An 11,841-nucleotide genomic window follows, 5' to 3' on the forward strand; every position below is an offset into this window, starting at 1 on the left:
CGTGACGGTCGCTTTCCTGGTCCTGGTGGTTGGCCTGGCTTCAGGGTTCGCATTCCTCAACGGCTTCCGCGACGTCTCCAACGCCGTCGCGCTGTCCACGAGGACCCGTGCGCTGACGCCGTCCATCGCAGTCCTCCTCGCTGCTGTCTTCAACTTTGTCGGCGCCATGCTCAGCGGCAGCTTCGTGCTTGCCTTCACGCAGTCCTGGATCATCCTGCCGGATGGCACCAGCGGCCTGAGCATGCTGGCCTCCACGCTCACGGCGGCCATCCTTTGGGGTGTCTACGCGTGGTGGCGCGGCATCCCGTTGTCCTCCACCAACTCACTTGTGGGCGGGCTCATCGGCGCGGGGGCGGCGAGCGTGCTGGTGGGCGGAAACTCGATTGGCGGCGTGGATAACGTGGTCCTCACCCAAGTAGTGCTGCCGCTCCTCCTGTCCCCCGTGATCGCCTTTGTTGGCGCGTACCTGCTGGTGTGGCCGGTGACGTGGGCGGCCAGATACACGCAGCCGAACGTGGTGAACAGGCGCTTCCGACGCGCCCAGGCGGTGTCCACGGCAGCGGTGGCGTTCGGTCACGGACTTCAGGACGGCCAGCGAACGGCCGCAGTGATCGTGCTGGCCATGGTGGCGGCAGGATTGTCCGGTGGCGGGGAAGTGCCGTTCTGGACTTTGTTGCTTACCGCGGTGATGCTTACTGCGGGGACCATGTTCGGCGGCTGGCGGATCTCCCACACGCTCGGCCACAAGCTCATCCGGGTGGATCCGCTGCGCGGCTTTGTGGCCCAAACCCTGACGTCCGTCATGCTGTTCGTCGGCGCCATCGGGCTGCACCTGCCCTTGTCCACGACGCACACACTGACGGCGTCCGTGCTCGGGGCGGGGACCAATCAACGCTTCTCCATGACCAACCGCCGCCTGGTCCGGAGGATCCTGCTGTTCTGGCTGGTGACTCCGCTGATCACCGCTGCCGTGGCCTTCATCCTGGAGCTGGCGTTCTCACCCCTCGCGGACCTGTGAGACCCAACTAGCTGGCATTAGTGGTTGTTTTGAGGCCTCAGAACAACCACTAATGCCAGTCAGTTGGGCAACAAAAAACGACGGCGGCCGTACCCCCAAGGCGACGGCCGCCGTCGTTCTGCGCCGACTCCCCCCATAGAAGCCGGAATCTGCGAAACCCTTATCCGAAGCGGCCGGAAACGTAGTCTTCCGTGGCCTTCTGGCCGGGGTTGTTGAAGATGCTGGTGGTGTCCGCGAACTCGATGAGCTTGCCGGGCTTGCCGGTGCCGGCGATGTTGAAGAACGCTGTCTTGTCAGACACGCGCGCCGCCTGCTGCATGTTGTGGGTCACGATGACCACGGTGTACTGGTCCTTGAGCTCGTTGATGAGGTCTTCAACGGCCAGCGTAGAGATGGGGTCCAGGGCGGAGCAGGGCTCATCCATGAGGATCACCTGGGGTTCAACGGCGATGGCACGGGCGATGCACAGACGCTGCTGCTGGCCACCGGAAAGGCCGGAGCCGGGCTTGTCCAGGCGGTCCTTGACCTCGTTCCACAGGTTGGCGCCAACCAGGGACTTCTCCACCAGGGCATCCGCTGCACCCTTGCTGATCCTCTTGTTGTTCAACTTCACGCCGGCCAGCACGTTGTCGCGAATGGACATCGTGGGGAACGGGTTGGGGCGCTGGAAGACCATGCCCACCTGGGTGCGGACGGTGACGGGGTCCACGCCGGGGCCGTAGAGGTTGTCGCCGTCCAACAGGACTTCCCCTTCGACGCGGGCGCCGGGAAGGACCTCGTGCATTCGGTTCAGGGTGCGGAGGAAGGTGGACTTGCCGCAACCGGACGGGCCGATGAAGGCCGTGACGGACTTGGCTTCAATGTTGATGTTGACGTCCTCAACGGCCAGGAAGTTGCCGTAGTAGACATTCAAGTCCTTGACGTCGATGCGCTTAGACATGGTGTTCCTTTGTTCCTTGGGGGTTTGGAAGTTTTGAGGGGCCAGCCCGAAATCGGGGGCCGGCCCGGCTAACGGCCCGTTTTGGGCGCGAACAGGCGGGCAATGAGGCGGGCTCCGAGGTTCAGGAGCATCACCAGGATGATCAGCACCAGAGCCGCGCCCCAGGCCCGCTGGTCCGAGGGCTCAGGGTTGGACGGCGACGTCGGGTTAAGGATCTGCGTGTAGATGAACGTGGGCAGCGAAGCCATCCAGCCACCGAACACATTGTTGTTGATGGTGGTGGCGAAGCCGGCGGTGACCAGGATCGGCGCGGTCTCGCCGATGACTCGCGCGATCGCCAGGGTAACGCCGGACGCGATGCCGGAGATCGCCGTCGGGATGACCACTTTGGTGATGGTGCGCCATTTGCGGACGCCCAGCGCGTACGAGGCCTCGCGGAGTTCGTTCGGGACGATCTTGAGCATTTCCTCGCTGGAGCGGACCACCACCGGGATCATCAGGACTGAAAGCGCGACGGCGGCTACCGCACCGGTCTTGGTGCCGGGGCCGACGACTGCGAAGAAGAACGCTGCCGCGAACAGGCCGGCCACGATGGACGGGATGCCGGTCATGACATCCACGAAGAACGTGATGGCGCGGGCCAGCGGACGGTCGTTGCCGTATTCCACCAAATAGATGGACGTGAGCAGGCCTACCGGGACGGAGATGATGGTGGCCAGGAGGGTGATCTGGAGCGTGCCAAGGAGAGCGTGGTAGACGCCGCCAAGAACGGCGCCGCCCTCTTCCACGGCTTTGTTGTCGAACGCGCCGGTGACGCCGTTCATGGACGTGGTGAGGAAGCCGGGGGTGATCAGCCCGGGGATGCCGTTGACCAGCACGGTCCAGATGACCGAGATCAAGGGCAACAGGGCAATCAGGAATGCTCCGACAACCAGGCACGTCGCGAGCTTATCCTTGGCTTTGCGGGCACCCTCAACAGCAGCGCTCCAGGAAACCAGGCCCACGGCGAAGAGGATCGCGGAGACAAGGCCCCAGCCAAAGGTGTTGAAGCCGATGAGGGCGAGGATGGCCGCACCGACGATCAATGCGACGGCCAGGACAATGTAGGGCGCGAACTTGGGCAGCTGGCCCTTGGTGAGCGCGGAGCGCTTGCGGACTACTGTGGCGGTCATTTAGTTGGCTCCCGAGAATTCTTTGTGCCGGGTGATGATCCAGCGGGCAATCATGTTCACGCCGAGCGTGATGACGAACAGCACCAGGCCGGCGGCGATCAGCGTGTTGACCTTGAGTCCGCTGGCTTCCGGGAAGTTCAGGGCGATTTCGGCGGCGATGGTCTGGTTGCCGGACTGGATGAGGCTGGCAGTCAGTACGCCGGAGGACAGCACCAAGGCCACTGCCATGGTCTCGCCGAGTGCACGGCCCAAGCCCAGCATGATGGCACTGACGATGCCCGGGCGGCCAAACGGCAGCACGGCCATGCGGATCATCTCCCAGCGGGTGGCTCCGAGGGCGAGCGCTGCTTCCTCGTGCAGCTTGGGGGTCTGCAGGAAGATTTCACGGGACAGCGAGGTGATGATGGGCAGGACCATGACGGAAAGGACGATGCCCGCGGTAAGGATGGTCTTGCCGGTGGCCGAAGCCGGGCCTTCGAAGATCGGGATCCAGCCCAGGTTGTTCGCGAGCCAGTCGTAGGCCGGGGAGATTTCCTTGGCCAGGAAGGCCGCACCCCAGGCGCCGTACACAACCGAGGGAATCGCGGCGAGCAAGTCCACCACATAGCCGAGCCCGGAAGCGAGGCGGCGGGGCGCGTAGTGGGAGATGAACAGGGCGACGCCGATAGCCACGGGGGTGGCGATGACGAGGGCGATCACGGCGGCAATCAGGGTACCCACCACGATCGGGCCGATATAGGCGAAGAAGCCCTTGCCGCCCTGGATGTCCTCAGGCGGGGCCACCAGCGCAGGGATTGCCTGCACCACGAGGAACAAGGCGACTCCGAAGAGAACCGCCAGAATCAGGCACCCCGCGGCCATGGCGGCCCCGGAAAATACCTTGTCCCCGGCGCGTCCGGCGCCTTGGGAGGTGGTCAGGGAGTTGGTCACTTCACGATCCTTCAGTCTCAGTGAACTGGTCTTACATGGCTAAAGTTCCCTGCCCCACGGAGTGGACCAGCCAGCGGCTGCAGCCACTCCGCGCGGGACAGGGAACTTCAATGTTCAGCCGGGTTCAGGCAAACCCGCCGGGAAACCTTAGGCCTTGGCCTTGATGGTTTCGATAGCGGCCTTGGCCTTGTCCTGCAGCGTCTTGGAGAGCGGTGCGGACTTTGCGGCGTCAGCTGCGGTCTTCTGTCCTTCGTCGGAAACCACGTAGGTTTCGAAGGCCTTGACCAGGTCAGCAACAGCCTTGGTCTCGTACGTGGTGCAAACAACGTGGTACGAAACGAGGACTACCGGGTAGGCGCCCGATGCGGTGGTCTTGCGGTCCAGCTTGATGGCGACGTCGTTCGCGGCGCGGCCGTCAACAGCCTTGCCTGCTTCGACAGCCTTGGCAGCAGCGTCCGCGGAGATCTTGACGAACTCTTCGCCAACCTTGATGGAGGCGGTGCCCAGCTTGCCGGAAACAGCGGAGTCGTCAGCGTAGGTCACGGCGCCCGGGGTGTCGGTGACGGTCTTGACCACACCGGAGGTGCCCTTGGCGTTTTCGCCCTTCAGGCTTGCGGGCCAGATGCCGGCGGCCTTGTCCGTCCAGACCTCGGGAGCAGCAGCTGCGAGGTAGTCGGTGAAGTTGGTGGTGGTGCCGGAGTCATCGGAGCGGTTCACCGGGGTGACCTTGAGGTCCGGGAGGGTGACGCCGGCGTTCAGGGCTGCGATGGCGGGATCGTTCCAGTTGGCGATTTCGCCACGGAAGATCTTGGCGACCGTAGCGGCGTCGAGCTTCAGTTCCTTGACATCAGGGATGTTGAAGGCCACCGCGATCGGCGAGATGTAGACCGGGATGTTGATGGCACCGTCGGCGCCGCACTTGGCCTTGGAGCTTTCGAGCTCTTCGTCCTTCAGGTAGGCGTCCGAGCCGGCGAACTGTGCCGAGCCGTCGATGATGGCCTTGCGGCCTGCGCCGGAACCATCCGGGGAGTACTGCACGGTGGCGCCCTGGTTCGCAGTGGCGAACCCGGCCTTCCAAGCGTCCATTGCGGCGCCGGTGGAGGAGGCGCCGATGCCGGTCAGGGTGCCGGTGACCTTGGTGCCGGATGCCGCCGACTGGGTGCCAGCCGGGGTGCCGGTTGCGTTGTCTGAACCGCAAGCGGTGAGCGCGAGAGCGCCAGCTGCGATGACCGCGATTGCCGCGTTGCGGCCGAAGCGAGTTGCCTTCACTTGGATGTACCCCTTCCAGGGATTTCTCTGATGCGGGCCGAACGGAGATTTCGGCGTGCGCGAGCTGTGGACCAATTTGTTCCTTTACTGAAGGTATGGAGCGCAGGTAACGGGACCTGTGGTGGCAGGTGAACGGGAAGTGAACGACGGCGGACCATTGGGTTATGTGGCGCGTCGCACCTTGAGCGACGCCCGGGTTGCCGTGGTTGGCGGGGGTTCGGCAAATAGACTGGAGGACATGGCTGCCGCGAAGGGACTTTCCGCAAGCAAGAGGTTCCTCCGTGCCCGCGTCCGCACCGGCCTGGTCCGCAGCCGGAACTCCCTGATGCCGGCCATCCAGATGACCGTCTGCGCGGTGGGCGCCTACGCCTTTGCCGAATACGTGCTGGGACACCAAGGGCCCTTGTTCGCTGCAACGTCGTCATTGATTGCCCTGGGCTTCTCCCGGGATCCGCGCCTGCGCCGTGTTGTGGAGGTGGGCCTGGGCTGCACACTCGGGATCGTGGTGGGCGACCTCCTGCTCCACTGGCTGGGCGCCGGGATCTGGCAGGCCGCCGTCGTACTTCTCTTCTCTATCCTGCTGGCCAGGTTCCTGGACAGCGGAACGATCTTCACCACCCAACTGGGGCTGCAGTCCTTGCTGGTGGTGTTGCTGCCGGCCCCGGCGGGCGGGCCGTTCACGCGAAGCCTGGATGCCGTTGTCGGGGGTGTTTTTGCGCTGCTGGTGACCGTTCTGGTGCCCAAGGATCCGCGCAGGGAACCCCGGAAGGACGTCCAGAAGATCCTGTATGAGCTTGCCGAGGTGCTCCGCGAATGCGCCAAGGCATTGATCGACAGCGACTCAACCACCGCCTGGCACGCCTTGATCCGTGGCCGCAACTGCCAGCCGCTGGTGGACAGGATGCGGCAGACCCTGCGGGCGTCTGGCGAGGTTGCTACGCTGGCCCCCGCGCACCGCAGGCACCGGGACGAGCTCGCCGGCCTGGAGCATTCCCTGGAGTACATCGACCTCGCACTGCGTAACAGCCGCGTCTTTGCCCGGCGGCTCACGAGTGCCATTAATCATGCCGCACTGTCCGACGAGGCCATCGAAAGTATCTCCGAGGTCCTGCAGGAAACCGCCGCCGCGATCGACGAGATGACCGTCGGATTGTCCGAGCAAAGCGAAGGGACCCGCCGCGTGCATCTGCGGCGCGCCCGGAACGACCTTTCGGACATCGCCGCGCGGCTGCACCCCAAAATGCTGGATGTACAAAGGCTTGAGGGCGAAACCGTGGTGATGCTGTTCCGGCCGCTGATGGTGGACCTGTTGGAGGCCAGCGGCATGGAGCCCGAAGAGGCGCGGGCTGTGCTGCCCCCGCTCTAGTCCTCGCGCCGAGATGCCATTTAATGCCAATTCCACGGCCTGGCATTGGCATTAAGTGGCATCTCGCGGGCCTCTCAGCCTAGCCTCAGACCCGTTTGGCAGAATGAGCCGATGATCCCTGCCTTTTCCATGCAACTCCGGGCCGCGCCGGCACTGCGTTTGCGGCAACGGCCGTTGTTCCTTGTTGCGGCCCTGCTGCTGGTAGCGGGAGATGTCATCTTCTGGCTCATGTTTGCCGCTGTGTTGTCGGACTCCGGACTGGCCACAGTCGACGGCACCGTCCACAGCTTCATGGTCGATTCCCGCAGCCCCGCGCTCACAGCGGTCTTCGCCGCCGTGACCACCGTGACCTCTCCCCTCTGGATGACGTTCATAGGCGTCACCGTGGCCATCGGGTGGGCTGTGTGGAAGAAGGAACTCTGGCGCCCTGCCGTACTCCTGGGCTCCATGGTGCTTGCCGTCATCCTCTCCACGCTGGTCAAGCAAGAAGTGGGCAGGGCCCGTCCGTCGTCGTCCGATTTCCTCCTGGGCCCGGACGACGCCCTCTCCTTCCCCTCCGGCCACACGCTGGGCGCCGGCATCTTCGCGCTGGTCCTTGCCTACTTGCTGGCCTCCCGTTCGGGTACCCGGACGACGACGGTCCTGGCCTTCGCGGGGGCGGCTGCTTTCACGCTGGTGGTCGGGTATAGCCGCCTATACCTCGGATATCACTGGATGACGGACGTTGTAGCGTCCCTAGGGGTGGCCCTCGGCGTCACAGGTATTGCTGTGTTCGTCGACGCAGCCCGGCACGGATCCTCGGGCGCCAATACTGTCAGCCCCCGCGACTAACCTTGAACCCATGGCTTCCAAGACCTCCCGCGCATCCAAGACTCCCGCTTACAAGTGCGCCGAATGCGGCTGGACCGCCATCAAGTGGGTGGGCCGGTGCGGTGAGTGCCAGGCCTGGGGAACCGTTGAGGAGTACGGCGCCACGGTAGCGCGTACGACGCCGGCCGCTACCGTTTTGGAGCCTGCCCGCCGTATCGCTGAGGTGGATGGCACAACGGCCGCGTTCCTGCCCACCGGCGTGGACGAGCTCGACCGCGTCCTCGGAGGAGGGCTCGTTCCCGGGGCCGTCATCCTGCTCGCAGGGGAACCCGGCGTCGGGAAATCCACGCTCCTGCTGGACGTCGCGGCGAAGTTCGCCCGCACCGGCCAGGACGTCCTCTACATCACCGGCGAGGAATCCGCGGCGCAGGTCAAGCTGCGAGCGGAACGGATCGACGCCGTCGCACACACCTTGTACTTGTCCGCGGAAACCGACCTCGGGCAGGCGCTGGGCCAGGTGGAAAAGCTTGAACCCAAGCTGCTGATCGTGGATTCCGTGCAGACGCTGAGCAGCGCCGATGTGGAGGGCAGCGCCGGCGGCGTCTCGCAGGTCCGGGAGGTGGCTGCGTCCATCATCGCTGCGGCCAAGCGCCGCAACATGACTACCCTCCTGGTGGGCCACGTGACCAAGGATGGCACCATCGCCGGACCCCGGTTGCTGGAACACCTGGTGGACGTCGTCTGCCAGTTCGAAGGCGAGCGCCACTCCCGCTTGCGGCTGCTTCGGGCGGTCAAGAACCGTTACGGCGCCACGGACGACGTCGGATGCTTCGACTTGAACGAGGCCGGGATCGAAGGCCTCGCCGATCCCAGCGGGCTGTTCGTGTCCCGCACCCGCGAGCCCGTTTCAGGCACATGCATCACGGTGACCATGGAAGGCCGCCGGCCCCTGCTTGCTGAGGTCCAGTCGTTGCTTGCGGAGAGCGCCAACGCCCAGCCGCGGAGGGCAACCAGCGGGCTCGAGAGCTCGCGGGTGGCCATGCTGCTGGCGGTCCTTCAGCAGCGCGCAGGATGCATGCTGCACAAGGACGATTCCTACGTCGCCACTGTGGGCGGCGTGAAGCTCAGCGAACCGGCCACGGATCTTGCGGTTGCTTTGGCCGTTGCTTCGGCCAAGTCGCGGAAGGCTCTCCCCCAGCGGCTGATCGCTTTTGGCGAGGTCGGGCTGGCAGGCGAGGTACGCCCGGTTCCCGGAATCAACCAGCGGATCCAGGAAGCACACCGGCTGGGCTTCACGCATGCGATCGTTCCCGCCAGCCCGGCAGGTGCCGGCGTCATTCCCGAAGGCTTCTCCGTACGGGAAGTAGGCCATCTTGCCGAGGCACTGGAACTGCTGATCACCTGACCTTACCGGGGTGTCGAGCACCTTCTGAGCTGCGGGTTCAGCAAGGATTGGCCTATGACCAAACGGAATGTGCTTATCGGGGGACGCTTTTTCTTTGGCTTGTTGACCTTGGTGGCGGTGGCAACACAGCTAACGGTTCATCTGGGCATGGGCTATGACATCTGGAACTTCTTCAGCTACTTCACCAATCTGTCCAACATCTTTGCGGCCGTGGTGCTGCTGATCAGCGGCTACAGGGTGTTGATCCGCAAGCGCCCCAGCGAGATCGACGACGTCACCCGGGGCACAGCCACAATCGCCATGGCCGTGGTCGGGCTGGTGTTCGGTGCCCTCCTGGCCGGCGAGGACCTCGGCTCACTGCTGCCATGGGTCAACTTTGTGGTGCACTACCTGATCCCGGTTGTCATGGTGGCGGACTGGCTCGTCCAACCCCCGCGCGCCACCCTCAAGCCCAAGCACATCTGGTATTGGCTGCTCTTCCCCATCGGATACCTGGTCTACAGCCTTGTCCGCGGCGCGTTCGTGGGCTGGTACCCGTACTGGTTCATCGACCCCGCCCGTGCCGGTGGCTGGGGCGGTGTTGTGGTCTTCTCCTTGGCAATCTCCGTCGGGTTCTTTGTGGTCAGCCTTGCGATGCTGTGGTTGGGCAACAAGCTGAAGCGGCAGGTGGACTACTAGCGGCAGGCTGAGAGCCGCAGTCCCTCCCGCCTCGGCCAATATATACACCAATTTGTTATATACGCCCACGTCAGCAGGCAGTGTTCCCAAAGTGGGCCTGCCGGACCGGCCCCGGTTCCCACCTTCGGTCGATGGTCATCCACGGCAAAATGACCCACTTTGAGGCTTGCTGGTGCGGTTAACGGTGCCCGGAAGCTCTATCATTGTGCTTGTCGTCATGAGGGCATTTTCCGTCTCCGCTCCTTGATGCCGGATTCAGCTTGCCTGTGAGCTGTGGCTTGCACCTTCGAAGGGAAACCCTATGGCCCGGAGCCCGGAAGAATCGCTCAAGGCGACTCTGGCCAGAGTCGCACCAGGAACTCCTTTGCGCGATGGCCTTGAGCGCATCCTCCGAGGACGCACCGGTGCACTGATTGTGCTGGGCTACGACCGCACCATCGATTCCATCTGTTCCGGTGGCTTCGATATCGGCATTGACTTCTCGCCCACCCGCCTGCGTGAACTGGCCAAGATGGATGGCGCCATCATCTGCGACAAGGACGCCAGCAACATCGTCCGCGCGGCCGTCCAGCTGGTTCCGGATTCGAGCATCGAAACCCAGGAATCCGGCACCAGGCACCGCACAGCCGAGCGCGTGGCCATCCAGACCGGCGTCCCCGTTATCTCGGTAAGCCAATCCATGCAGATCATCGCGCTCTACGTGAACGGCCTGCGCCACGTGCTGGAGGGCTCCGAGAAGGTCCTGGCCCGCGCCAACCAGGCTTTGGCAACCTTGGAGCGTTACAGTGCGCGGCTGGACCAGGTCACCAGTTCCCTCTCGGCCCTGGAGATCGAAGCACTCGTGACGGTCAGGGACGTCGCGGTCACGCTGCAGCGCCAGGAAATGGTCCGCCGCATCTCTGAGGAAATCGCCCAATACGTCCTTGAACTCGGTGAGGACGGACGCTTGCTGTCCCTCCAGGTCGAGGAACTCACCATGGGCCGCGGCCCGGGCAGCGATGTCATCATCCGCGACTACTCGGATCCGGACGCTACGCCCGAGGAGATCGAGGAAGCGGTCCAGGCCCTCCTCAACCTGGGCCCGACGGAACTGATTGATCTGAGCAGGATCGCCCACATCATCGGATTCGCCGGCGGCGTTGAGCAGTTGGACGCCGTGGTTCAGCCGCGAGGCTACCGCTTGCTGTCCGGCTTGAAGTCGGTGCCAAAGGCTGTTGCGGACCGCCTTGTGGACTACTTCGGCGGGCTCCAGAACCTCATGGCCGCCACCATCGACGACCTCATGACCGTGGACGGCATCGGCGACCAACGCGCACGCACGGTCCGCGAAGGCCTGAGCCGCATGGCCGAGGCCAGCCTCCTGGACCGTTTCCTCTAAACCGGCCGCCGCCGTCGAACGCTGTTGCCGGGCCGTAGTTAGGCGCTGTTGCCGGGAACTAGTTCAGCTGGAAGACGGCCTTGGCGCTCGACTTGTTCCCCAGCCGTGCCTCGAACGTGTAGTAGGCGCCGCCGCCACCTGGCTTGGCGTTGATGGCACCGCAACCCTCCAGGGTGCGGTTGCGTTCCCACGGGAAATTGGCGGTCTCGCTCTTGCCCGCCTGGATGGTCTTGATGAGGTCCACGCCGCCGGTCTGGCAGTCCTTGGAGGAGAAGATCCGGTCCGAGCCGCTCATTACCAGGTACTCCATTTGGGACGTACCCACGTTGACCTCGCAAGGGGCTGCATTGCCGTTGGTGATGGTCATGGTGAGCAGTGGTTTTTCGTCAGCGCCGTAAGCAGCTTTGTCCGTCTTTGCAGCGACCGTCATGAGGTTGAAGTCGCACACCGGCGTCGGTGAGGCGGACGGTGACGGCGTTCCGGTGGGCACACTCCCCTGCGTCGCGGCCGGAGACGCGTCAGGCGGGTTGACGGCTTGTGGTTCGGAGTTGCCGGCCAGCGACGTGCTGATGGCCACCACCCCGGCTACGATCAGCGCGAGCACCACCAGCAGGGCGCCGAAGACAACCTGCCGACGACGACGGTACACGGCAGGGCTCGGACGCCGCCTTGTGGTCGGGGCACCGGACCCGGATGAGCCACGGGCAGCACCCTTCGCCGGCGCTGTTGAGCGCGCGGTCGACTGCTGCTTACCCTTGGTGGCCATGGTTCTAGGCTAGGCTCGTGGCCGTCGGGGCGCCTAACCTACACGCCGCTGGGACCCAATCCGGCGGTGTGTGACGTCGGCCATGAACCGCTTCGCGGCGGACGCCGGC

At 64.5% G+C, this 11,841-nt stretch carries 11 protein-coding genes; 6 read left to right on the plus strand and 5 right to left on the minus strand.

The window, feature by feature from the left end; genetic code table 11:
* Position 1: 1 nt before the first annotated feature.
* Positions 2-1,018 carry an anion permease gene (locus ACFRJ9_RS10215; protein WP_377667102.1) on the plus strand — a complete coding sequence of 339 codons (1,017 nt, stop codon included), beginning with the start codon at positions 2-4 and terminating at the stop codon, positions 1,016-1,018.
* Between the two features lie 160 nt (positions 1,019-1,178).
* On the opposite strand, the gene pstB is transcribed toward ACFRJ9_RS10215, so the two are convergent.
* From pstB to pstS, 4 genes are all read right to left on the minus strand, one after another.
* Positions 1,179-1,958 carry a phosphate ABC transporter ATP-binding protein PstB gene (pstB, locus tag ACFRJ9_RS10220; protein WP_377667104.1) on the minus strand — a complete coding sequence of 260 codons (780 nt, stop codon included), beginning with the start codon at positions 1,956-1,958 and terminating at the stop codon, positions 1,179-1,181.
* 68 nt (positions 1,959-2,026) lie between these two features.
* Complete coding sequence (gene pstA, locus ACFRJ9_RS10225) at positions 2,027-3,130, minus strand: phosphate ABC transporter permease PstA (protein WP_377667107.1); 1,104 nt, start codon at positions 3,128-3,130, stop codon at positions 2,027-2,029.
* Positions 3,131-4,060: a phosphate ABC transporter permease subunit PstC gene (pstC, locus tag ACFRJ9_RS10230; RefSeq protein WP_377667109.1), complete on the minus strand. Its 930-nt coding sequence runs from the start codon at positions 4,058-4,060 to the stop codon at positions 3,131-3,133. It lies immediately after the preceding gene.
* Positions 4,061-4,207: 147 nt separating this feature from the next.
* Positions 4,208-5,329, minus strand: coding sequence for a phosphate ABC transporter substrate-binding protein PstS (gene pstS / locus ACFRJ9_RS10235; RefSeq protein ID WP_377667111.1), 1,122 nt, complete (start codon positions 5,327-5,329; stop codon positions 4,208-4,210).
* Between the two features lie 238 nt (positions 5,330-5,567).
* Here pstS and ACFRJ9_RS10240 point away from each other — a divergent pair, with 238 nt between their 5' ends.
* The 5 genes from ACFRJ9_RS10240 to disA all read left to right on the plus strand — a co-directional run bounded on the left by ACFRJ9_RS10240 (position 5,568) and on the right by disA (position 10,966).
* Positions 5,568-6,695 (plus strand): aromatic acid exporter family protein, encoded by a 1,128-nt coding sequence (locus tag ACFRJ9_RS10240; protein ID WP_377667114.1) that lies wholly within the window; start codon positions 5,568-5,570, stop codon positions 6,693-6,695.
* Positions 6,696-6,806: 111 nt separating this feature from the next.
* Positions 6,807-7,526: a phosphatase PAP2 family protein gene (locus tag ACFRJ9_RS10245; protein ID WP_377667117.1), complete on the plus strand. Its 720-nt coding sequence runs from the start codon at positions 6,807-6,809 to the stop codon at positions 7,524-7,526.
* Positions 7,527-7,536: 10 nt separating this feature from the next.
* Complete coding sequence (gene radA / locus ACFRJ9_RS10250; RefSeq protein ID WP_223947538.1) at positions 7,537-8,910, plus strand: DNA repair protein RadA; 1,374 nt, start codon at positions 7,537-7,539, stop codon at positions 8,908-8,910.
* A 54-nt stretch (positions 8,911-8,964) separates the two neighbouring features.
* A complete protein-coding gene (locus ACFRJ9_RS10255; protein ID WP_377667119.1) occupies positions 8,965-9,588 on the plus strand; it encodes a Pr6Pr family membrane protein in 624 nt (207 codons plus the stop codon).
* Between the two features lie 301 nt (positions 9,589-9,889).
* Positions 9,890-10,966: a DNA integrity scanning diadenylate cyclase DisA gene (gene disA, locus ACFRJ9_RS10260; protein WP_024819020.1), complete on the plus strand. Its 1,077-nt coding sequence runs from the start codon at positions 9,890-9,892 to the stop codon at positions 10,964-10,966.
* Between the two features lie 58 nt (positions 10,967-11,024).
* Here the strand turns inward: disA and ACFRJ9_RS10265 are convergent, their stop codons facing one another.
* Positions 11,025-11,732 carry a hypothetical protein gene (locus tag ACFRJ9_RS10265; RefSeq protein ID WP_377667122.1) on the minus strand — a complete coding sequence of 236 codons (708 nt, stop codon included), beginning with the start codon at positions 11,730-11,732 and terminating at the stop codon, positions 11,025-11,027.
* Positions 11,733-11,841: the final 109 nt, after the last annotated feature.

The sequence above is a fragment of the Paenarthrobacter sp. NPDC056912 genome (genome assembly GCF_042786555.1).
Lineage (GTDB): Bacteria > Actinomycetota > Actinomycetes > Actinomycetales > Micrococcaceae > Arthrobacter.

Coding starts and splice junctions, on each gene's coding strand:
- pstB (WP_377667104.1), bottom strand. CDS start 1,958: ATGTCTAAGCGCATCGACGTCAAGGACTTGAATGTCTACTACGGCAAC.
- pstA (WP_377667107.1), bottom strand. CDS start 3,130: ATGACCGCCACAGTAGTCCGCAAGCGCTCCGCGCTCACCAAGGGCCAG.
- ACFRJ9_RS10240 (WP_377667114.1), top strand. CDS start 5,568: ATGGCTGCCGCGAAGGGACTTTCCGCAAGCAAGAGGTTCCTCCGTGCC.
- ACFRJ9_RS10245 (WP_377667117.1), top strand. CDS start 6,807: ATGATCCCTGCCTTTTCCATGCAACTCCGGGCCGCGCCGGCACTGCGT.
- radA (WP_223947538.1), top strand. CDS start 7,537: ATGGCTTCCAAGACCTCCCGCGCATCCAAGACTCCCGCTTACAAGTGC.
- ACFRJ9_RS10255 (WP_377667119.1), top strand. CDS start 8,965: ATGACCAAACGGAATGTGCTTATCGGGGGACGCTTTTTCTTTGGCTTG.
- disA (WP_024819020.1), top strand. CDS start 9,890: ATGGCCCGGAGCCCGGAAGAATCGCTCAAGGCGACTCTGGCCAGAGTC.
- ACFRJ9_RS10265 (WP_377667122.1), bottom strand. CDS start 11,732: ATGGCCACCAAGGGTAAGCAGCAGTCGACCGCGCGCTCAACAGCGCCG.